The organism is Comamonas sp. Y33R10-2, assembly GCF_019355935.1.
GTDB lineage: Bacteria > Pseudomonadota > Gammaproteobacteria > Burkholderiales > Burkholderiaceae_C > Comamonas.
Genome location: NZ_CP079925.1, coordinates 1,865,925 through 1,885,641, shown reverse-complemented (window position 1 = coordinate 1,885,641; position 19,717 = coordinate 1,865,925). Strand labels below are relative to the sequence as shown.

The window sequence follows — 19,717 nt, the reverse complement described above, 5'->3', positions numbered from 1 at the left end:
TAGCTTTATGACCCAAGCCGATCAAAAGCTCTCCACCCATCTGATTCACCACCCGTACCGTGCTCCCGTGGACTTTGATGCGCCGCAGCCTGCTGTGCACAAGGCTTCGACCGTGTACTTCGAGAATGTGCAGGCCATGCGTGATCGTCGCTGGCTTGATAAGAGCAGCTACACCTATGGTCTGCATGGCACGCCCACCACGTATACGCTGGAAGAACGTCTGGCTTCTCTAGAAGGCGGCTTGCAATGTTTGTTGGTTCCCAGTGGACTGGCGGCCATCGCCACGGTCTCGCTGGCGCTGCTGAAAACAGGCGATGAAGTGCTAGTGCCTGATAACGCCTACGGCCCCAACAAAACCTTGACCGAAGGCGAGTTAGCCCATTTCGGCATCACCCACCAGTATTACGACTCCATGAACGTGGAAGATCTGGCCGCCAAGATCACGCCCGCGACAAAGTTAGTGTGGCTGGAGGCTCCGGGCTCGGTCACCATGGAGTTCCCCAATTTGGTCGATCAAGTGCGACTGTGCCGCGAAAAAGGCGTGACCACAGTGCTGGACAACACTTGGGGCGCGGGTCTGGCTTTTCGGCCTTTTGATTTGTTGGGCGACGGCAGTGTGGGCGTTGATATCACTGCCCATGCGCTGACCAAGTACCCTAGCGGCGGCGGTGATGTGCTGATGGGAAGCATCATTACGCGGAGCCAGTCGCTACACATGCGAATCAAGCTGGCGCATATGCGACTGGGGCTGGGCGTGAGTGGCAATGATGCAGAAGCCGTGCTGCGCAGCCTGCCCAGCATTGGCCTGCGTTACCACGCTCAAGACCGTGCTGCACGCCAGCTGGCGCATTGGTTGGCAGCGCAAAGCGCCGTAGTTCAAGTGTTGCACCCGGCCATGCCAGATGCTCCGGGTCATGCGCATTGGAAGCAGTTGTGCGCTCAAGGTCACAACGCCGATGGTGTGGCCGCAGGCTTGTTCAGTGTGGTAATCGATGAGCGCTTTGACCAAGCTGCGGTGGACCGCTTTTGCGACAGCCTGAGTTTGTTCAAGATTGGCTATAGCTGGGGTGGCCCTGTGAGCTTGGTGGTGCCTTATGAGCTGCCAGAAATGCGTAACCAAGCCACACCGCATATCAAGGCAGGTACGGTCGTGCGCTTTGCTATTGGTCTGGAAGATGCCGGCGACCTGCAGGCAGATTTGGCACAAGCATTGAGCCAAGCCTTTGCTTAAATTGCTATTGAAATAGAAGCAATAAGTCTATTGAATTGGCTGGGTTCATGGTAATTTTTCTGTGGAACCTAGTTAAATCAAAGACTTGCTGCTTTAGTTTTTACAATTGTTCATGTGTTCGTGCGTGCGTGGGCTGTTCTGAGCTGGTTGTCGGATTGAAACAGGAGGGTGCCATGGAATTTTTTGCTTGGGTGAAAAAAATCTTTACACCGCAGACCCCAGTTAACTCAGTAGCGCGTAGTTCAGACTCGTCGCATGGCTGGAGCTCATCGAGCAGCCGCGATGACGCAGGCGTTGTTTTTAACGACAGCGACCTCTATGGATCAGGCAGCGGGGATAGTTCAAGCGATTTGAGTGATTCAGCTAGTTCGGATAGCAGCAGCGATGGCGGTGGAGGGGATGGTGGTGGCTCTGGCGGCGGTGATTAAAGCCGATTCTCTTACTTCAGCAGCGGCTTGAGTTTAGGCCAGACGTTGTCCAGCATCTGAGGCTGGGCATTGGCGTTGGGGTGAATGCGGTCTGACTGAAACCACTGAGCGGCATCCGGCGCATCGCCAAAGCCGGCAAGCAAAAACGGCACCAGTGGCAGCTTTTGCGTGCTGGCAATCGTTTCAAACATCTTGGCAAACTGCTCGGTATAGGTCGCCCCGTAATTGGGCGGCACTTGCATTCCCACCAGCAGTACCTGCGCGCCTGAGTCCTTGGAAGCTTTGACCATCGCTTCTAGATTGCTTTGCGTGCTTTGCAGTGCTAGCCCACGCAGCGCATCGTTGCCACCTAGCTCTAGTATCACCACGGCTGGCTGATGTTGGCTCAGCAGCGATGCCAGTCGGGACCTGCCGCCAGAGGTGGTTTCGCCGCTGATGCTGGAATTGACGACTTTGCGCTGTATTTTTTCCGCATCCATGCGCTGCTGCAGCAACTGCACCCAGCCCTTGCCGCGTGTCAGGCCATATTCAGCGCTGAGCGAGTCGCCAAGCACCAGTACCGGACCGGACTTCAAAGAGACCGCGGGTTTGGCGGCTGCTTTAGGTTGAGCGACGGCAACGCCGCAAGCCCCTGAAATTGCCAGCGTCAGTGCAACAGCGATACAGTGACGACGCTGCACAGCAAAGTGTGTGCGACCGTCCATGGTGTTTTTTTTGTCCAATTGATTCATGTCCAAAACTCTTGCCATTCCTTTGATTGCGGTTGAGCAACTATCTAAGTCGGTCAGTGACTCAACCGGCGTGCTGGATATTTTGCGGGATATCAACCTGAGCTTCACTGCGGGTGAAACCGTTGCCATTGTGGGCGCATCGGGCTCAGGTAAAAGTACCTTGCTGTCGATTCTGGCGGGTCTGGATACCCCCAGTCGTGGCACGGTTCGGCTGCAAGGGCAGGACTTGTTTGCTCTAAGCGAAGATGACCGTGCGGCTATGCGGGCGCAGAAGATGGGTTTTGTCTTCCAGAGCTTTCAGCTGCTGGGCAATCTCACCGCACTGGAAAACGTCATGCTGCCGCTGGAGTTGGCCGGCCAGCGCGACGCCAGAGCGCGTGCGACCCAGATGATGGAGCGGGTGGGGCTGGGCCAGCGTCTCAATCACTACCCCAAGCTCATGTCTGGCGGCGAGCAGCAGCGCGTGGCGTTGGCGCGTGCTTTTGTGGTGGAGCCTGCTGTGCTACTGGCCGATGAACCCACGGGCAGTTTGGACTTTGCCACCGGCCAGACCATCATGGAGTTAATGTTTGCACTGAACCGCGAGCGCGGCACAACGCTGATCTTGGTCACGCATGACCGGGGGATCGCGGCTCAATGTGATCGCAGCATCACGATTGAAGCCGGGCAAGCTGTTTAACTTCCAATCTTTCTCACAAAAAAGGCCTGTATGAAACAGGCCTTTTTTATAGATGTTGCATGGACATGCAGCTATCAATTTTGCATTAGATGGCTGGCACTTCTTCGCCCGCCTTGCGCTGGGCAGCGCGGGAGGCTGCAGCAGTGAATAGCACGTCGGTCGATGAGTTGAGGGCGGTCTCGGTCGAATCCTGAATTACGCCGATCACATAGCCCACGCCCACAACTTGCATGGCCACATCGTTGGAGATACCGAACAGGCTGCAGGCCAGCGGAATCAGCAGCAGCGAGCCACCGGCTACGCCAGAGGCGCCGCAGGCGCAGACAGAAGCCAGCACGCATAACAACAAAGCGGTCGGAATATCCACCGCAATGCCTAACGTGTTGGCCGCTGCCAGCGACAACACGCTGATAGTGATGGCCGCGCCGGCCATGTTGATGGTGGCGCCCAGTGGGATGGAGATGCTGTAGGTGTCTTTGTCGAGCTTGAGCTTTTCAGCCAGCGCCAGATTGACAGGGATGTTGGCCGCCGAGCTACGGGTGAAGAACGCAGTCACAGCGCTTTCGCGCAGGCACGTCAGCACCAGCGGATAGGGGTTGCGGCGGGTTTGAGTCCAGACAATGACGGGGTTGACCACCAGCGCCACAAACAACATGCAGCCGACGAGTACGACCAGCAGGTGGGCATAGTCTTTGAGCGCATCCAGACCGCCTTCGGAAAACGTAGCCACCACTAGGCCGAAGATGCCGAAAGGAGCCAAGCGAATCACACCTTGAATGACGCGGGTGATGGCGTTGCCCAAGTCGTCCAGCAGGGTGCGCGTGGTGTCATTGGCGTGGCGCAGCGCGATGCCCAGAGCAATCGCCCAAGCCAGAATGCCAATGTAGTTGGCTTGCTGCAGGGCATTGACGGGGTTGTCAAACGCGCTTTTCAATACGTTCATCAACACCGTGCTGATTTCACCAGGCACGCCTTGCGCAGCAGGTGCTTCACGAAAGTGAATGACTGAGGGGAACAGCATGCTGGCTGCCACACCGACGCAAGCGGCTGCCAATGTGCCGATGACATACAGCCAAATGACGGGCTTGATTTGGGTTTCTTGGCCGGGACGGTGGTTGCTAATGGCGGCAATCACCAGCAAAAACACCAAAATAGGTGCGACAGCTTTCAGAGCTGAGATGAACAAAGTGCCCAGCAAAGATGCGGGCTGCGCCGCAGCCGGCAAGAGCCAGGCCACGAGACCGCCCAAAACGAGGGCAATCACAATCTGCAGCACCAAGCTGGTGCGATTAAGCTTATCGAGCAAAGCGTTGAGCATGCTGAATCTTTTTGGTGGAATAGGTGGGAAAGCAAGGCAGTTGACCCACCGAGCATGGGCAAGGTGAGGTCAATTTCGGAGCCGTCTTGAAGGCCGGGTAAGGCTTTATGTGCTGGTGCAGGGCTTTAATGCAACCCTGGTGCGAAGGCTTGCATTCATCAAAAACTCTGCTCTGACTTGCACTTAACAGCTACCCGTATCTTTTGGTGGCGCAGTGTAGCTGGATTGAAAAAACACAGTGCTCAGCCTAGGCATGGCCCTGCGCGCGCTGCCTGATGAAAAGGCCGGGATAATGCGGCCCTATGTCGTCCCCTAAAGTTCTTTTCGGCTTTCACGCCGTCGGCGTGCGTCTGAAGACCGCCCCCCAATCCATCGTCGAAGTTTATTTCGAGTCCTCGCGCCGTGATGCGCGTATGCGCCAGTTTCTGGATCGCGCCAAAGAGGCCGGAGTTCGCCTGATCGAAGCCGATGCGCTGCGTCTTGCCAAGCTGGCTGGCTCGCACGGTCACCAAGGCGTGGCGGCTCGCGTGGAAGAAATCAAGGACACACGTACCTTGAACGAGTTGCTAGAGGACTTGGAAGCCGAAGGCGTTAAGTCGCCTTTGCTGCTGGTGCTTGACGGCGTGACTGATCCGCATAACCTTGGCGCTTGCTTGCGCGTGGCCGATGGCGCTGGCGTGCACGCCGTGATCGCGCCAAAGGATCATGCTGCCGGCATTAACGCGACCGTGGCTAAAGTGGCCAGCGGCGCAGCTGAAACCGTGCCTTATTTCATGGTGACCAATCTGGCCCGCACGCTCAAGGAATTGAAAGACCGCGGCGTTTGGATTATTGGCACCAGTGGTGATGCGGACAAGCATCTCTATCAAATAGACCTGACTGGGCCCACTGCCTTGGTGCTGGGCGCTGAAGGCGACGGTATGCGCCAGCTCACCCGTAAGACCTGCGATGCGCTCATCAGCATCCCCATGCAGGGCGCGGTTGAAAGCCTGAATGTGTCTGTTGCCAGCGGTGTGTGTTTGTATGAAGCCCTGCGCCAGCGTATCGCCGCAGGTGCTGCAGTGGGTAGCAGCACCCCTAAGCTTTAACGCAGCTATAGCCGCTTAGCCTCTTTAGGCCTGAGCCACAAAGCGCCTTCTGCTAACGCAGGGGCGCTTTTTTACGGGCGATTGAGACTTAAGTGTTAAGGCTCAAGGGTTGAGGCTATCTGTCGCTAGCTTGGCCTGCCAGTTGATCCGTTTATCTCCCAGCGCCTGATTTCATGCAGGCAACTGGTCAAACGAAGAGTCTTGAGAGTCTGCGCGATCTGCATTCAGCAGGCTTTGTACGGTGTGTGCCAGCTCGTCCACATTCAGTGGGTTGCTCATGGTTACGCAGTCGCTGGCGCCAAGGAGCTTGTCCTTGCTCTCAGAGCGCATGCCTGATTCAACGCCGGTAATGATGATTGGAATGGCAAGCGCCTTTGCGCTGAGCTGGTCCTGCATTTGCGTGATGCTCATCAGGCCGGGCACTTGATTCGCAACAATGACGAGATTGACCTTCAAGCCGTTGCTGATGTAGCGCAGTGCCACCTCAGGCTGGTAGGCCGTGACGATCTCATAGCCCTGTTCATATAGCTGCTTAGCTATTGTGTTGCGTGTATCCAGATCGGGTTCTATGAGCAAGATCGTTGCTGGAGCATCTTTTTCGCTGTGCTTGTTTTGGTCCAGTGAAGCAGTCTGGGGCGCAGCACGAGGGAAATACAGGCTGACGGTAGTGCCCAGACCCGGGGTGCTTTCGACCTCAATCAAGCCGTGAACTTGATCCATGAAATTTTTCACCATCGGTAAGCCCAGGCCTGCACCTTCGCCCTCGGGCTTGGTGGTGAAGAACATGTCAAAAATGCGGGCCAGTACCTCTTGGCTCATTCCAGTGCCGTTATCGGTCACGCTGACCATGACATGCTCACCGACATGGCTGGGACGTTTGAGCAGCATGTTTTCCATTGTCAACGTGATCTGTCCGCGCGCTTCGGTCGCATCGCGAGCGTTAATGCAAAGGTTGATCAATGAATTTTCAAAATACAACTTGTCCACGCTGATGGGCCAGACGCTGGCGGCAATATGTAGTTGCAAGCTTGCGTTCTGCCCCACGGCCTTGTTTAGTAATGTTTCCAGATCTCGAACCAGCACACGTGGATCGGCTGCGGCAAGCTGCATTGATTTGCGGCTGCTGAAGCCGGTCAAATTCGAGGCCAGACTGCCGGCTTTTTGAAGGGTGTTGAGAATGACATCTACATGCTCGCGCTGCTCGGGCTCGGCCAATTGCTTTTGCAGCAGGCCAGCGTGCAGGCCGCTGATGAAGAGCAGGTTCTTCATGTCATGCACGACGCCGGCTGAGAGCTGGTTGACCATGCTCATCTTTTGCGCCTGTGCCAGATGGGTTTCGGATTGCTCCAGCGCCCGCTGCTTGAGCATGAGCTGGTGGTTGAGCGTGGTGATTTGATCGCGCAGCTGATTTTCAGACTGCCTCAGACCATCAATGCTGAGATTGGCACCAACCCAGTAGAGCGCCTGTCCCTCATCATTTTTAACGGGAGAGAGCGAGGCAAAAAACCAGTGGTAATCACCATCATGGTGCTTGATGCGCAGCCGGTATCCCGTGGACTTGCCCGTGATCAGTGCGCGTGACAAGCCTGTGTTGACGGTGGCCAGATCGTCGGGGTGAACGATATCGATCCAGATACCTTCATTGAGATTCAATGGAAGAACTTGCCCATAGGCGTATTCATGCAGGGCGCGGTTAAGCCAAGTGAGTTCGCCGTGTGGCGTCGCAATCCAGACCTGATAGGGCAGGTGGTCCAGAAAGACTTCAAAGTAGTTGATATGGCCAAGGCCCAGCTCTAGCTGCGACTGATGCAGCGGGGTGCGGGGCTGCAGCACATAACACTGCACCGCAGCAATGCCCTCATCTGCAAGCACGGGGGAGAAGTGCCAGTGTCCGATGCTTTCGGGTAATTCGGTGCTGACCTCTTTGCCTGTCTCAAGGCACTCGGTAATTGCCTGCTTGGCATGAGCAAAAATCTGTAGATTAAGAGGGCTGGGCAAGCGGCAAAGCTCTAGGTGGCGTTCCAAAGCTGGATTGCAAAAACTCAAACCCATCGTCTGGACATCAACTAGCCCCCATGCCAATGCTGCGGACTGCATGGTTTGCTGAAGTGTGAATAGTGATCCCGATTTATTCATGTGCTGGTCTTGTGCAATATCAAGCAATGAGACACATCTATTGTGGACGCTTAATATTTCACTCTTAGCGCTTGATTTTTAAGGATTTCCCCTTGTTTTAAGCATTTGTTGCGTTCGCTTTTATTGCATGCGCTTGATTCAAGCATCGCGAGACAGCTACAAAGCCCAGCACTTGCTTGCGCTGAGCCAGGTTTTTACGGTTCATTCTCAAATTAATAGCTGCTAGTGCTTGATAGATAAGCACTTCAGACATAAATCATTGAATTTTTATACCCAATGCAAGGCTCCTAGCCCTGCGCCAGCTGCGAGTAGCCATAGCAGATGAATGCGTGTGCGCCAGACCATTAGCGTACAAACTAGGCTGAGCAGCCACAGCTTCCAGTCTTGTTGCCATTGACCGCTGGCGCTGCCCAGCAGCCAGCCGGTGGCCAGTAGCAGACCAATGACCAGCGGTGCCATACCCTGCTTGAAGGCGCGCACGCTGCGATTGTCACGGTTGCGCTGCCCCCAGCGCGATGCCTGCCAAGTCAGCAGTGAGCTGGGCAGCAAAATGCCCACCATACATACAGCAACGCCCAAGGCACCCAAAGTCCATGCGGCTGCTCCGCTGCCGCCGCCAGCATTCAGACCCACATTCCAGCCTAGCAAGGCGATAAACAGCACGTTCGGGCCGGGTGCGGCCTGCGCGATAGCGATGGAGCTGGTGAACTGTGTCTCGGTCAGCCAATGATTGCCATCGACTAGGTGGCGATGCATATCAGGGGCTGCCGTAATTGCGCCGCCTACGGCCATGAGGGAGAGCGTTAAAAAATAGACCAGCAGGTGAAACCAGTCTGTTGTAGTCAGCTGAATGGTCAGGCCGCTCATGTCAGCTTTCGGTACGTCAGCACGCAGCCTGTGCCGCCCACTAAAACCAAGGCCCAGACCAGTGGCAAGCGCATTACGGCCACCAGTACAAAGGCGGCGATGGCCAGACCCGCGCAATACCATTTGCCCAATGGGTGCTTGCGCAGCGTACCTGCTAGCTTAAGGCCCATGCCTGCGACCAAGCCGGCGGCCACAGCGCCCATGCCGCGCAGCGCACCGGCAACTGCTGGGTGGCTTGCAAACTGGGCGTAGACCAGTGTGAGGCTGATGACTACTACCATCGGAAAGAGCAACATGCCGCACAGACCTGCCAGCGCGCCGCGCCAGCCGAAGTAGCGATCGCCCAGCATGATGGACAGATTGACCACATTGGGGCCGGGCATGATCTGGGCCACCGCCCAGTCCTCCATGAATTCCTCGTTGCTCAGCCATTGGCGCTTTTCAACCAGTTCACGCTGCACAACGGCCAGCACGCCGCCAAAACCCTGCAGGGCCAGAAAGGTCATGGACCAGAACAGCTCGCGAAGGTTGCTAGGCCGGGGGCGCTCGTTCAGCGCGAAGGATGAAGAATCGTCAGAAGAAGAGTCAGAAAGTGAAGGGGCGGTGGGCGAGGGGGAGGGTTGTCTCATTATTTTTTAATGCGCCTGCCGCTGTTTTTTATGTGGCTGCTGCAGTTCTCTTTTTTGCAATTATTTCTGCAAATCTTGAGCCTGCCTGATATCGATGCGTTTGGCTGCAATCTTAGCCACGCATTCAAGTTTATTGAGGTCTTTGGCAGTCAAGCTTTCATCGGCCGTTTGGCTAAAGCAGCAAAGCGTGCCGTAGATCTTGCCACTGGCCAGCACGATGGGCGTACTGATGTGCGCGCCTATGCGAAACGGTGTGGTGGGCAGCAAAGGGAAGGCGGGGTGCTTGGCCACGTCGTTGACCAGCATAGGCAGGCGGCCATCCAACACGTACATGCAAAACGACTCTTCCAAAGGCCCACCGCCGCCGGTGGCAATTAGCTCTTTGCCTGCTGCCGTGTCCACATGCTTAAACATGCGCTGGCCATTGCGGATTTCTGAGACAAAAATCACATCCATCGAAAGGTTCTGGCGCAGGTCGTGCAAGACCTGACGCACGCTCTCGTCAATCAGTTCATCGCTTTGATCCGCTGTGGCCAAAAGCAACTCGCTGACCTCGACCTCCAACGCTTCTGGTGCGTAATCCCAATTGTGAATAGCCATATATCAAGCCTTGAGCGGTGTTGTTAAACCCACTGATTGTGGCTGAGCGCCCTCATTTGAGGTATTAACAATACGTAAGATCTTGAGTTCAATGCAGGCTTGATGCTGATTCCAGCCTTCAAGACTCTTTGCTGGCCGTTTTATCCGCTGGAGCTGCTGCTTCACTGGTGCTCGCTTGAATCAGCGCCTGCACTTGGCCATGTAATCCCTTGGGTACCGCCATCAACTCCATACCCAGCACGCGCGCCATTTCTTGCAGGGTGGAAAAGCGCGGGTCTACATCGCCGGTTTCAGTGCGCTGCACGGCCATGCGCGATAAGCCTGCGCGCTCGGCTAAGTCGGCCTGAGTGATGCGGGCGGCTTTACGGGTCTGGGCGAGGGTGGTGATGAGTTCAGAAATCATGCGTATGAATGTACGCTTTTTGAGCAGTGTTAAAGCACCCGTAGGGCTAAAAATACGACGTTCGCAGACATGAATCCAGCATAGTGTGCGAGCATGGCTGTGCTTCAACTGCCAATCTGCCCATAGGAGTGTGAAATTGGACTGGATATCCGCCCAGCTCAGCCATGAAAACGTCAAGCTCTGGATGTCTGCTATCTGGACGCTGTATGTCGTTGTGGTGGGTGTCTGGATCTTGCTGCAGCGCAGCCAGCCCGTTGCTACGCTGAGCTGGCTTTTGTCTATGGCGGCGCTGCCCGTGGTGGGCTTGCTGGTCTATTACTACTTTGGCCCGCAGCGCATGAAGCGCCAACGCATCAAGCGGCTGCGCTCGCGCAAGCACGCACGGGTGCGTACCAGCATGCAAAAGCTGCGCGCGCGCATACCGGCGCAGCAAGAGCGCCTACGGCAAGTGGCTCGACTGGTAGGCATGACGACGGACTTCCCGGTCAGCACTGCAACCTCGATGAACCTGCTGGTGGGCGGCGCAGCCACGTTTGATGCCATTGCCGATGCCGTGCGCGCCGCACGCCACCATGTGCATCTGGAGTACTACATCTATGAGCCCGACGAGACCGGTACGGCGCTGCGCGATCTACTGATCGCCAAAGCCCGCGAAGGCGTGCAAGTGCGGTTCTTGGTCGATGCCTTGGGCTCTAAAAAACTGGGGCGCAAGTTTATTGAGCCGCTGCAGCAAGCCGGCGCTGAGGTGCTGCGCTTTCACGATTCCAAGATCGGACGGCGGCTGCGGCCAGTGGTCAACTTTCGCACCCACCGCAAGATTTTGATTTGCGATGGCAAAGTCGGCTTTACAGGCGGCGTGAACGTGACCGATGAAGAAAACAAGCGCATTCGGGCTGATGCCTATCACGACGTACATATTCGGGTCGAAGGCTCTGTCGTCAACTGGCTGCAGACGGTATTTCTGGAAGACTGGGCATACACCCGTGGCAATGACGCCTATCACTTGCCCGATGATTTAGATGATTTTTTGCCTGATTGCGAAGATGGGCCCATTCCCATGCAAGTGGTCACATCTGGCCCGGATGACCAACTCGACGCCATCTACCGCGCATACCTCGCCACCATCAACGCAGCGCAGCAGCGCATTTGGCTGACCACGCCTTACTTTGTGCCCACTGAGGGGGCCTTGGCCGCACTCACAAATGCTGCGCTGCGCGGTGTGAATGTGCGTATTTTGGTGCCAAAAAAGTCTGATTCTGCTTTTGTGACCGCCGCTGCGCGCTCTTACTTTGATGAACTGATTCGCTGCGGAGTGCATGTCTATGAATACGAGGCCCGCATGCTGCACTCCAAGACACTGGTGGTTGATGAATACATGGGCATGATTGGCACGGCCAATTTTGACTACCGCAGCTTCTTTTTGAACTATGAAGTCTGTGTGATTGGTTACGGGCCAGAACTCAATCAAGCGCTGGCTGCACAGTTTGAGGAAGATCTAGAGCAGTCCATGGCTGTCGTCTATCGCAGCGAAAAAGGCTTTCGCAGCCGTCTGTCTGGCTCTGTTGCGCGCCTGTTATCCCCGTTGTTGTAAGAAAAACTTGACTCATATTGCTGAACCCTTGGCGCTGTGGCGCTTGCAAGACTGGGCGCATGCCCACCCGCGCCTTCTGGTGATTGGCGGTGCAGGCTGCAGCACCGAAGTGGGTATTCCGGACTACCGCGACCAAAACGGGCAGTGGAAGCGCCCGCAGCCTGTGACTTATCAAGCCTTTATGGGCGATGCGCTGGTGCGCCAGCGCTACTGGGCGCGATCTATGTTGGGCTGGCGAGTCATGGCCCAAGCCCAACCTGGCGCGGCCCATAAAGCGCTGGCGCTGCTAGAGCAGCAAGGCCGGCTTGAATTGCTGATTACCCAGAATGTGGACGGCTTGCATGAAGCCGCTGGCAGCAAGCACACCGTTGACTTGCATGGTCGCATTGATCAAGTCATTTGCACCGACTGCGGCCACCGCTTTGCGCGGGCTGATTTGCAAGTGCAATTGCTGGCCTTGAACCCTGCATGGGCGCAGCTCTACGCAGCACCCGCGCCGGATGGCGATGCCGACCTAGAGCATCAAGACTTCAGCCAGTTTGTGGTGCCCAGTTGTCCTCATTGCGGCGCGGGCCTGATCAAACCCGATGTGGTCTTTTTTGGCGAAACCGTGCCTCGCCAGAGGGTGCAGACTTGCATGGATGCCGTGGCTAGCGCCGATGCGGTGCTGATTGCCGGCTCATCCCTGATGGTGTATTCGGGCTACCGTTTTGCACAGGCTGCGCATGAGCAGGGCAAAAGCATCATCGCCATCAACCGAGGCGTGACGCGCGCGGATGCGCTGCTGGACTTTAAGGTCGAGGCGGATGTGGGGCAGACCTTGATGTCGATGGTATTAGCTTGAGTCAGAATAACTCCTTTTTTCATAGCTATAAGTCTATGTATATCAATGGCTAAAGGCCGATTTAGCTCTTTTCCTTGTGAGTAACTGCTTCACAGGCATACTTTCGCCCCATGGCTCATACCTTCTTTTGGCACGACTACGAAACTTTTGGCGCCCAGCCGCGCTATGACCGCCCGGCGCAGTTTGCCGGCATACGCACGGACGCGGAACTCAACGAGATTGGCGATCCCGTCATGTGGTACTGCCAGCCTGCCAATGACTACCTGCCCGACCCGCAGGCCTGCCTCATCACCGGCATTACCCCCCAGCGCGCGCTGGAGGAGGGCGTGCCTGAGCATGAATTTTCGGCCTTGATTGAGGCCCAACTGGCCCAGCCCGGCACCGTGGGCGTGGGCTACAACACTATTCGCTTTGACGATGAAGTCACACGCTTCATGTTCTGGCGCAACCTCACCGAGCCCTATGCCCGCGAATGGCAAAACGGCTGTGGCCGCTGGGATTTGCTCGATGTCGTGCGCATGGTTTATGCGCTGCGCCCCGATGGCATCCAATGGCCGACCAAGGAAGACGGCACCCCCAGCTTCAAGCTCGAAGACTTGGCCCGTGCCAACGGCCTGCTGCATGAGCAGGCTCACGATGCATTGAGCGATGTGCGCGCCACCATCGGGCTGGCCAAACTCATCCGCAGCAAACAGCCGCGTTTGTTTGACTTTGCTTTTGGCTTGCACAAAAAAGAGGGCGCACTGCGCGAGATGGGCCTGCCCGCCACGCAAGAGCATGCCCGCCCGTTCTTGCATGTGACCGGCATGATCAGCCCCGCACGCGGATGTATTGCGGCGATGTGGCCGCTGGCCACGCACCCAACGAATAAGAACGAAGTCATCTGCTGGGATTTATCGGCAGACCCCAGTGAGTTAGCGGGCATCAGCATCGAAGAGCTACGCCTGCGCATGTTTACCCGCCAAGCGGATCTGCCAGAGGGCGTGATGCGCCTGCCCATTAAGAGTATTCACGTCAACAAATCGCCGATGGTGGTGGGTAGTCTTAAGACGCTTAGCCCCGCCATGGCTGAAAAGTGGGGCGTTGACATGGAGCAAGCCCTGCAATACGCCGCCATTGCCCGCGACCTGCCTGACATGAGCGCGCAGTGGAAGGCCGTGTTCACCCGCGAAGCGGGCGAGCCGCTGGATGCCGATCAAGACCTGTATGGCGGTTTTGTGGGCAATGAAGACCGCCGCCGCTTAGAGCGCATCAAGCGCCTGTCGCCGCAAGAGCTGGCGCTGGATAAAACTGGTTTTGACGACGCACGTTTGGGCGAGCTGGTCTGGCGCTACCGCGCGCGTAACTTCCCCATGACGCTCAACGCCGACGAGCAGCAGCGCTGGGAGGAGCACCGCGCCGCCTGCCTGATCGAAGGCGCAGGCAAAGCGCGCACGGCTGAGCAAATGTTCGCCATGATCGACACGCTGTCCGAAACCGCCGATGAGCGGGCCGAGGAAATCCTGGGTGCGCTGTATGACTATGCCGATGGGATCGTGCCTGAGGTCTGATCGACCTAGTTTTGCCCGTTAAAAAAGGCTGCTCCCGATTAATGCGGGAGCAGCCTTTTCTTTGCGTGATTTGCTATCAGCGCTTGGGCAAGATATCCAGCTCTGCAGCACTGGGCAAAAAGCTGCCATTCCACACAGCGTTCACGGGCACAGGGTTCTTGGTGGCATAGGCCTTGGCCACTTGCTCGGCCATTTTGCCCAGGCGCTCGGTGCGCAGCTGGCCAAAGCCTTCCTCGCGTGCTCCCTTGCTGTCAATAGCGGTCTCTATGGTCAGCTTCAGGCGTTTGACTTCCAGCGGGGTGTTGACCAGTCCGTCCTTGGCTTTCATCGATGCAATGGCGGCTTCAGGGCTGGCGATGGCTTCTTTGGCGCCCTTGGCAAAGGCCTTGAGGAAGGCGCGCACAGCTTCGGGCTTTTCAGCTAACAGCTTGGGGCTGGCAATGATGACGTTGCCGTAGAGTTGCACGCCGTGCGTGGCGTAAGGCAGCACGACCACGTCTTCGGGCTTGACGCCCCGCGCTTCCAGGTTGAGCAGGCTGGTGAAGGTGTAGCCCGTCACCGCATCCAAGTCACCGCGCGCCAGCATGGTTTCACGCAGCTGTGGGTCCATGGTGCTCCACTGCACATCACCCACGCCATTGGCTTGCGCAAAGATGGGGAAGGTGCGGCGGCCCGCATCAAAAATAGGGGCGCCCAGCTTTTTACCCGTCAGGTCGCTGGCCTTGGTAATGCCGGATTTTTTGAGCGCCATGACGGAAGCAGGCGTGGTGTTGTAGATCACCATGACGGCAACGGGCTTGATAGGCGCGTCGGGGTTGTTGGCGTGAAACTCCATCAGCGCGGCGAGGTCGGCAAAGCCCAGATCATGCGTGCCCGATGCCACGCGCTGGATTGCGCCCGCGCCGCTGGCAGCTTCCACACTCACGTTCAGACCCGCTTGCTTGAAGTAGCCTTTTTGCTCGGGGTGAACGAAGAGGGCAGCGGGCCCTTCAAAGCGCCAGTCCAGCTGAAATTTGAGCGGCGTTTCTGCAGCCTGAGCGCTGCCCCATGTCATAGCGATGGCGGTTGCGGCAGCTTGCAGAAAAAGTCGTTTGCGCATGAGAAATCCTCGTTGAGTCAATCGCGATAAAGATGACAAGCCAGTGCGCAAGATCGATGCCAAGTTGTATACAAAGTGCATGGCTGTGATGTTTGCACTTTGTTGGTGCGCTGCTTACGTGTTGGTTCGAAAACAGTGCATTCGCTGGTGCAAAAACACGTTAATACGCTCGATTTTTGCGGGCATGAATATTGCAGAAATAGCCGTCAAGTCTATGAATTGATTCCACTGACTGCTATTGAATCCATATCAAATCTGAATTAGAGATTGATAGAAACCGCTATAAAAGAGACCGCCATGACCGAGATCGATTTTTCTCAACTCGATACCTATGCCCGCTACAAATTAATGTCCAGCCTGATCGTGCCGCGCCCGATTGCATTGGTAACCACGCTGGGGCCTGACGGCACGGTAAACGCCGCGCCTTTTAGCATGTTCAACATGATGGGCGAGGACCCGCCGGTGGTCATGCTCAGCATTAACAAGGTGCAAGATGCGGCGCAAAAAGACACAGCTAGCAACATCTTGCGCACGGGCGAATTTGTGGTTCACATCACCGATGAAGCCATGGCCGCTGCCATGCACCGTTGTGGCGACCGCCTGCCGCCAGAGCAAAGCGAGCTGCTGTATACGGGGCTGACGGCTACGCCCTCACAAAGCGTAAAACCCCCGCGTATTGCCGAGGCTCCGGTGGCCTTTGAATGCGTGCTGCATGAGACGCTGGAGACGCAAAGCCGTTATGTCTTTATTGGCAGGGTGCAATGGCTGGCCGTGCGCGAAGGGCTGGTAGACACCGAAAAATGGCGCGTGCGCCTGCAAGAGTTCTTCCCCGTGGGGCGCTTTGGAGCCAGTTTTTATGTCGACTGCCGGGGTCGCTTTGCCATTGAGGCGCATGAAGGTAAGGCCCAAGCCCAAAGCGGTGCGGCCAGCACGGTGATCGATGAGATGTGAAGGGACTTGCAGTTTTCGGCAGTGACTTAGATCTGCCCTAAGTTGCGCCGCGCCTGCGCCTCAAGCCGTTGGTGAAAGTGGGGCGTGGTGTAAATAGCGTCGCGCTGCAAAAAGCTTTTGAGAACTTGCTTGCGCTTAAAGGCATAGACCCATCGCGGCACCCATGAGTATTCGGCGGCGACTTGCTCGTCGTACTCGGCAAAGCGCTCTGGGCTGGCGCCGAGGATGGCGAGGTCTATGTCGACCAGCAGTTTGGCGTCGGGCTCAACGGGCGTGACGGTGTGACAGGTCGCCATGATGAGGGCATGTACGCGCTGGCAGACCTCTTGCGCCGCGCCGCAGTTTTTGAGAACTCGTACAGCCCATTCAGCGCTGCGCAGTTCATTGTCTTTGGCTTTGATGTCGTAGATGGCATCGTGAAACCACAGCGCAATGGCTACCTCGCCGGGGTGCTGGGCTTGCTGCTCGGCGGCATCAAAGTGCGCCAAGCATTCAGCCAGATGCTGCTGGGTGTGATAGTGGCGCTGAGGCTCTGCATAAGCGGCCAGCAGGCACTGCTGAAGATCAGCGGGCGCTGTCAGATTGAGGTGTGCCCAGCAGCGCTGCCATGAGGTCTGAAACAGTTGGGCGGGCTCTGTGCTCATACGGCTTATCTTTGAATTTAATATTCACAAATCGGCTTGCAGTGCTTGTCAATGTTAGGCTTTAACCAAAAAATTGATAGCAAACCACAATGGCGGCGACCACGCCAGCCAACTCGGCCAGCAGCGCGCAGGGCACGGCGTGGCGGGCGCGTTGAATGCCTACGGCGCCAAAGTACACGGCCAGCACGTAAAAGGTGGTTTCTGTGCTGCCTTGAATGGTGGCGGCGGCTAGGGCGGCAAAGCTGTCCACGCCTTGGCTTTGCATGGTCTCAATCAGCATGGCGCGGGCGGCACTGCCCGAGAACGGTTTGACCAGCGCAGTGGGCAGGGCGTCGACAAAGCGGGCGTCCATGCCCACGGCATCTACCACCCAGCGAATGGCTGACAGTGCATATTCCAGCGCCCCTGATGCGCGAAACACGCCCACGGCGCAAAGCATGGCCACGAGGTAGGGCAGCAGGCTTTTGGCCACATCAAAGCCTTCTTTGGCGCCTTCGATAAAGCTGTCGTACACAGCGACTTTGCGGTAAGCGCCCAGCCCCACAAACAGCACGATCAGGGCAAACAGCGTGAGGTTGCCCATCAACGAAGAAAGCTGGGCCAGCGCCGCCGCGCTCAGCGTGGTGAGAAAGGCCATAAAAGCACCCAGCGCCAGCGCCACAGGCAGCAAATAGGCCAGCACCGCGGGGCTGAAGATGGGCAGTCGCTGCACGATAGCCACGCTGAGCAAACCCACTAAAGTCGAAGCGGAAGTGGCCAGCAAGATGGGCAAAAAAACCAGCGTTGGGTCTGGCGCACCTTGCTGCATGCGGTACATGAAGATGGTGACGGGCAGCAAGGTGAGCGATGACGCGTTGAGCACCAGAAACAGAATTTGCGCATTGGATGCACTGTCCGGGCGCGGGTTCAGCTCCTGCAGCGATCGCATCGCTTTAAGGCCCATAGGCGTAGCCGCGTTATCCAGCCCCAGTCCGTTGGCAGCAAAGTTCAGCGTAATCAGGCCCAGCGCCGGGTGGCCGCGCGGCACTTCGGGCATCAATTTGGCAAACAGCGGCCCCAACACCTTGGCCAGCCATTCGACCACGCCCGCCTTTTCAGCAATGCGCAAAAAGCCTAGCCACAGCGTGAGCGTGCCAAACAGCAGCACCATCACCTCGACCGATAGCTTGGCCATGGAGAACAGGGCTTGCACCATGCCGGAAAACACATCGGCCTGACCGCCGATGAGCCACTGCGCTAGCGCGGCCACAGCTGCTACCAAAAAGAAACCCAGCCACAAGGCATTGAGCATAAAGACCTATCGGTGTCCTGAATTGGCGTTGATTATGCGTTTGCCAGGCACGGGTTGCGTCTATGCCGCCGCACATCGATGACAAAGTCACTGCTATGCTCGGCTGCGCTTGCTGGTTGGGTTGGTGCGGTTGGTAAGGTTGGTTCTGCACTTCTTGTGTATCTCATCTATTTCGCTGTCGAATGTTTGTGCGTTGATTGGCCTGTATGTCTGAAAGACTCGTTTTGTGGAATGCGCCTCAGGGCAAAGGTTTGGTGCTGCTGATGGCGCTGTTTGCTTGGTCCGGCCTGATGCTAGCCTGGGGCCTGATGGAAATGGATTTTTCGGGTGGAGCGCTGGGTTACGGTCTGAGCTTGCAGGCCTGGATGGCGCTAGGCGCTGCGCTGAGTTTGACCATGGCCTGGCTTTTGTTTCAGCGCAGCAAAGCCGCTGTGCTCGTGGGTTGGTTGTATGTGCTGACCACGCTGATCAGCCAGATCGCCGGGGTGGTAATCATGGGTCGGTATGGCGTGTATGACGTATGGAGTGTGGTCATCTGGCTGCTGATGCTTGCCTTCTGGGGTGCGGTGCTGGTCTATCTGCACTTTTTGCGTCGGCATGGCTTTCTGCGCTGAAATTGGCTGAACTTGGGCACTAGGCCATGTCAACAACTGCTTCAATGGCCCACCAGAGCCTGCCAGCGGGTGTATAACCAGCGGTTCAAGTTTTTCTCAAGACTCTGCGCAACGCGCGCTGGTCTCTCACCAATCAACAAGGAATCGCACCCATGGGCGCGCAATGGAAAGCAAAGGGCAAGGCGCTGGTCGCCGATGCCAAGGGCAAGCTGTTTGGCAAGCTGGTCAAAGAAATCATGGTCGCAGCCCGTCTGGGCGGCGGTGACCCCGCAGCCAATTCGCGCCTGCGTATGGCGGTTGAAGCGGCCCGCAAGGCTTCCATGCCCAAGGACACGCTGGACCGCGCTATTAAAAAGGGCGCCGGCGTTGGCGCTGACGCAGTGAACTACGCCAGCGTGCTGTTTGAGGGCTACGCCCCTCACCGCGTGCCGGTGATGGTGGAATGCCTGACCGACAACCCTAACCGTACCGCGCCCAATATGCGCGTGTGTTTCCGCAAGGGTCAGATGAGCGCTGTGGCATGGGACTTTGACCATGTGGGCATGATCGAAGGCGAAGCCGAAAGCGGCGCTGACGTGGAAATGGCTGCCATTGAAGCGGGTGCTCAGGACTTTGAAGCAGGCGACGAAGAAGGCGTGACTTTGTTCATTACCGAAATCGCCGATCTGGACGCTGTCAGCAAAACCCTGCCATCGCATGGCGTGAAGGTTCTGTCCGTCAAGCTGGGTTACAAGGCCAAGAACCCCGTCAGCATGTCTAGCCTGTCTGCCGAGCAGCAAGAAGAAGTGCAAGACTTCTTGGCTGGTCTGGAAAACGACGATGACGTGCAACACGTCTTCGCCGGTCTGGTTGACTGAGAGCAGTTCTCTATATTCTGAACAATTAGCTAAGCAAGATCTCTCTTTAAAAATGACCTGATAGCAGGCCATATTTGGAGAGATCAATGGCTACCCAAGCAAGACGCAAGCACAGCCTGACTTTCAAGTCTAAGGTGGGTCTCCAAGCTCGACGCTTTTTGATTCG

The 19,717-nt window shown here is 56.8% G+C and carries 20 protein-coding genes; 10 read left to right on the top strand and 10 right to left on the bottom strand.

Annotated features, from left to right (window positions below):
- Positions 1 to 7: 7 nt before the first annotated feature.
- Together KUF54_RS08450 and KUF54_RS08445 are read left to right on the top strand one after the other, a co-directional pair.
- Positions 8 to 1,231: a PLP-dependent transferase gene (locus KUF54_RS08450; protein WP_219346175.1), complete on the top strand. Its 1,224-nt coding sequence runs from the start codon at positions 8 to 10 to the stop codon at positions 1,229 to 1,231.
- Between the two features lie 173 nt (positions 1,232 to 1,404).
- Positions 1,405 to 1,659, top strand: a complete 255-nt coding sequence (locus tag KUF54_RS08445; protein WP_219346174.1) for a hypothetical protein — start codon at positions 1,405 to 1,407, stop codon at positions 1,657 to 1,659.
- 11 nt (positions 1,660 to 1,670) lie between these two features.
- Here the strand turns inward: KUF54_RS08445 and KUF54_RS08440 are convergent, their stop codons facing one another.
- Complete coding sequence (locus KUF54_RS08440; protein WP_219346173.1) at positions 1,671 to 2,390, bottom strand: arylesterase; 720 nt, start codon at positions 2,388 to 2,390, stop codon at positions 1,671 to 1,673.
- On the opposite strand from KUF54_RS08440, the gene KUF54_RS08435 reads away from it, so the two are divergent.
- A complete protein-coding gene (locus tag KUF54_RS08435; RefSeq protein WP_219346172.1) occupies positions 2,389 to 3,069 on the top strand; it encodes an ABC transporter ATP-binding protein in 681 nt (226 codons plus the stop codon). The genes KUF54_RS08440 and KUF54_RS08435 overlap by 2 nt on opposite strands.
- Positions 3,070 to 3,154: 85 nt before the next feature.
- Here the strand turns inward: KUF54_RS08435 and sstT are convergent, their stop codons facing one another.
- Positions 3,155 to 4,387 (bottom strand): serine/threonine transporter SstT, encoded by a 1,233-nt coding sequence (gene sstT / locus KUF54_RS08430; protein ID WP_219346171.1) that lies wholly within the window; start codon positions 4,385 to 4,387, stop codon positions 3,155 to 3,157.
- 302 nt (positions 4,388 to 4,689) lie between these two features.
- Here sstT and rlmB point away from each other — a divergent pair, with 302 nt between their 5' ends.
- Entirely contained in the window at positions 4,690 to 5,475 is a 786-nt protein-coding gene (gene rlmB, locus KUF54_RS08425) for a 23S rRNA (guanosine(2251)-2'-O)-methyltransferase RlmB (protein ID WP_219346170.1), read from the top strand.
- A gap of 171 nt (positions 5,476 to 5,646) precedes the next feature.
- On the opposite strand, the gene KUF54_RS08420 is transcribed toward rlmB, so the two are convergent.
- The 5 genes from KUF54_RS08420 to KUF54_RS08400 all read right to left on the bottom strand — a co-directional run bounded on the left by KUF54_RS08420 (position 5,647) and on the right by KUF54_RS08400 (position 10,110).
- A complete protein-coding gene (locus KUF54_RS08420; protein ID WP_219346169.1) occupies positions 5,647 to 7,611 on the bottom strand; it encodes an ATP-binding protein in 1,965 nt (654 codons plus the stop codon).
- 267 nt (positions 7,612 to 7,878) lie between these two features.
- Positions 7,879 to 8,478 carry a chromate transporter gene (locus KUF54_RS08415; protein WP_219346168.1) on the bottom strand — a complete coding sequence of 200 codons (600 nt, stop codon included), beginning with the start codon at positions 8,476 to 8,478 and terminating at the stop codon, positions 7,879 to 7,881.
- The gene (locus KUF54_RS08410) at positions 8,475 to 9,107 is read right to left on the bottom strand and encodes a chromate transporter (protein ID WP_255576397.1); all 633 of its coding nucleotides are present in this window, start codon (positions 9,105 to 9,107) and stop codon (positions 8,475 to 8,477) included. Before KUF54_RS08410 ends, KUF54_RS08415 begins: the two co-directional genes overlap by 4 nt.
- A gap of 60 nt (positions 9,108 to 9,167) precedes the next feature.
- Complete coding sequence (locus KUF54_RS08405; protein ID WP_219346167.1) at positions 9,168 to 9,707, bottom strand: GAF domain-containing protein; 540 nt, start codon at positions 9,705 to 9,707, stop codon at positions 9,168 to 9,170.
- 118 nt (positions 9,708 to 9,825) lie between these two features.
- Positions 9,826 to 10,110 carry a helix-turn-helix transcriptional regulator gene (locus KUF54_RS08400; RefSeq protein WP_219346166.1) on the bottom strand — a complete coding sequence of 95 codons (285 nt, stop codon included), beginning with the start codon at positions 10,108 to 10,110 and terminating at the stop codon, positions 9,826 to 9,828.
- Between the two features lie 184 nt (positions 10,111 to 10,294).
- Between KUF54_RS08400 and cls the strand changes: the two genes are divergently transcribed.
- From cls to sbcB, 3 genes are all read left to right on the top strand, one after another.
- Positions 10,295 to 11,701, top strand: coding sequence for a cardiolipin synthase (cls, locus tag KUF54_RS08395; RefSeq protein WP_370627605.1), 1,407 nt, complete (start codon positions 10,295 to 10,297; stop codon positions 11,699 to 11,701).
- A gap of 7 nt (positions 11,702 to 11,708) precedes the next feature.
- Entirely contained in the window at positions 11,709 to 12,545 is an 837-nt protein-coding gene (locus KUF54_RS08390) for an NAD-dependent protein deacetylase (RefSeq protein WP_255576396.1), read from the top strand.
- 110 nt (positions 12,546 to 12,655) lie between these two features.
- Positions 12,656 to 14,095, top strand: coding sequence for an exodeoxyribonuclease I (sbcB, locus tag KUF54_RS08385; RefSeq protein WP_219346164.1), 1,440 nt, complete (start codon positions 12,656 to 12,658; stop codon positions 14,093 to 14,095).
- A 76-nt stretch (positions 14,096 to 14,171) separates the two neighbouring features.
- Here sbcB and KUF54_RS08380 read toward each other — a convergent pair whose 3' ends face one another.
- Positions 14,172 to 15,194, bottom strand: coding sequence for an ABC transporter substrate-binding protein (locus KUF54_RS08380; protein ID WP_219346163.1), 1,023 nt, complete (start codon positions 15,192 to 15,194; stop codon positions 14,172 to 14,174).
- Positions 15,195 to 15,491: 297 nt separating this feature from the next.
- Between KUF54_RS08380 and KUF54_RS08375 the strand changes: the two genes are divergently transcribed.
- Entirely contained in the window at positions 15,492 to 16,145 is a 654-nt protein-coding gene (locus tag KUF54_RS08375) for a flavin reductase family protein (protein ID WP_219346162.1), read from the top strand.
- Between the two features lie 26 nt (positions 16,146 to 16,171).
- Here KUF54_RS08375 and KUF54_RS08370 read toward each other — a convergent pair whose 3' ends face one another.
- Entirely contained in the window at positions 16,172 to 16,789 is a 618-nt protein-coding gene (locus KUF54_RS08370; protein WP_219346161.1) for an N-methyl-D-aspartate receptor NMDAR2C subunit, read from the bottom strand.
- Positions 16,790 to 16,850: 61 nt separating this feature from the next.
- On the bottom strand, positions 16,851 to 18,080 hold the full coding sequence (locus KUF54_RS08365; RefSeq protein ID WP_219346160.1) for a nucleoside recognition domain-containing protein: 1,230 nt from the start codon (positions 18,078 to 18,080) through the stop codon (positions 16,851 to 16,853).
- Between the two features lie 206 nt (positions 18,081 to 18,286).
- Between KUF54_RS08365 and KUF54_RS08360 the strand changes: the two genes are divergently transcribed.
- Positions 18,287 to 18,694 (top strand): virulence factor MviN, encoded by a 408-nt coding sequence (locus tag KUF54_RS08360; RefSeq protein ID WP_219346159.1) that lies wholly within the window; start codon positions 18,287 to 18,289, stop codon positions 18,692 to 18,694.
- A gap of 152 nt (positions 18,695 to 18,846) precedes the next feature.
- A complete protein-coding gene (locus tag KUF54_RS08355; RefSeq protein ID WP_219346158.1) occupies positions 18,847 to 19,551 on the top strand; it encodes a YebC/PmpR family DNA-binding transcriptional regulator in 705 nt (234 codons plus the stop codon).
- Positions 19,552 to 19,717: the final 166 nt, after the last annotated feature.

What these genes read in the sequence shown, in the direction of transcription:
- rlmB (WP_219346170.1), top strand. Translation starts at nt 4,690, where the DNA reads ATGTCGTCCCCTAAAGTTCTTTTCGGCTTTCACGCCGTCGGCGTGCGT.
- KUF54_RS08360 (WP_219346159.1), top strand. Translation starts at nt 18,287, where the DNA reads ATGTCTGAAAGACTCGTTTTGTGGAATGCGCCTCAGGGCAAAGGTTTG.
- KUF54_RS08415 (WP_219346168.1), bottom strand. Translation starts at nt 8,478, where the DNA reads ATGAGCGGCCTGACCATTCAGCTGACTACAACAGACTGGTTTCACCTG.
- sbcB (WP_219346164.1), top strand. Translation starts at nt 12,656, where the DNA reads ATGGCTCATACCTTCTTTTGGCACGACTACGAAACTTTTGGCGCCCAG.
- cls (WP_370627605.1), top strand. Translation starts at nt 10,295, where the DNA reads ATGTCTGCTATCTGGACGCTGTATGTCGTTGTGGTGGGTGTCTGGATC.
- KUF54_RS08445 (WP_219346174.1), top strand. Translation starts at nt 1,405, where the DNA reads ATGGAATTTTTTGCTTGGGTGAAAAAAATCTTTACACCGCAGACCCCA.
- KUF54_RS08400 (WP_219346166.1), bottom strand. Translation starts at nt 10,110, where the DNA reads ATGATTTCTGAACTCATCACCACCCTCGCCCAGACCCGTAAAGCCGCC.
- KUF54_RS08405 (WP_219346167.1), bottom strand. Translation starts at nt 9,707, where the DNA reads ATGGCTATTCACAATTGGGATTACGCACCAGAAGCGTTGGAGGTCGAG.
- KUF54_RS08420 (WP_219346169.1), bottom strand. Translation starts at nt 7,611, where the DNA reads ATGAATAAATCGGGATCACTATTCACACTTCAGCAAACCATGCAGTCC.
- KUF54_RS08370 (WP_219346161.1), bottom strand. Translation starts at nt 16,789, where the DNA reads ATGAGCACAGAGCCCGCCCAACTGTTTCAGACCTCATGGCAGCGCTGC.
- KUF54_RS08380 (WP_219346163.1), bottom strand. Translation starts at nt 15,194, where the DNA reads ATGCGCAAACGACTTTTTCTGCAAGCTGCCGCAACCGCCATCGCTATG.
- sstT (WP_219346171.1), bottom strand. Translation starts at nt 4,387, where the DNA reads ATGCTCAACGCTTTGCTCGATAAGCTTAATCGCACCAGCTTGGTGCTG.
- KUF54_RS08375 (WP_219346162.1), top strand. Translation starts at nt 15,492, where the DNA reads ATGACCGAGATCGATTTTTCTCAACTCGATACCTATGCCCGCTACAAA.
- KUF54_RS08410 (WP_255576397.1), bottom strand. Translation starts at nt 9,107, where the DNA reads ATGAGACAACCCTCCCCCTCGCCCACCGCCCCTTCACTTTCTGACTCT.
- KUF54_RS08440 (WP_219346173.1), bottom strand. Translation starts at nt 2,390, where the DNA reads ATGAATCAATTGGACAAAAAAAACACCATGGACGGTCGCACACACTTT.
- KUF54_RS08450 (WP_219346175.1), top strand. Translation starts at nt 8, where the DNA reads ATGACCCAAGCCGATCAAAAGCTCTCCACCCATCTGATTCACCACCCG.
- KUF54_RS08435 (WP_219346172.1), top strand. Translation starts at nt 2,389, where the DNA reads ATGTCCAAAACTCTTGCCATTCCTTTGATTGCGGTTGAGCAACTATCT.
- KUF54_RS08355 (WP_219346158.1), top strand. Translation starts at nt 18,847, where the DNA reads ATGGGCGCGCAATGGAAAGCAAAGGGCAAGGCGCTGGTCGCCGATGCC.
- KUF54_RS08365 (WP_219346160.1), bottom strand. Translation starts at nt 18,080, where the DNA reads ATGCTCAATGCCTTGTGGCTGGGTTTCTTTTTGGTAGCAGCTGTGGCC.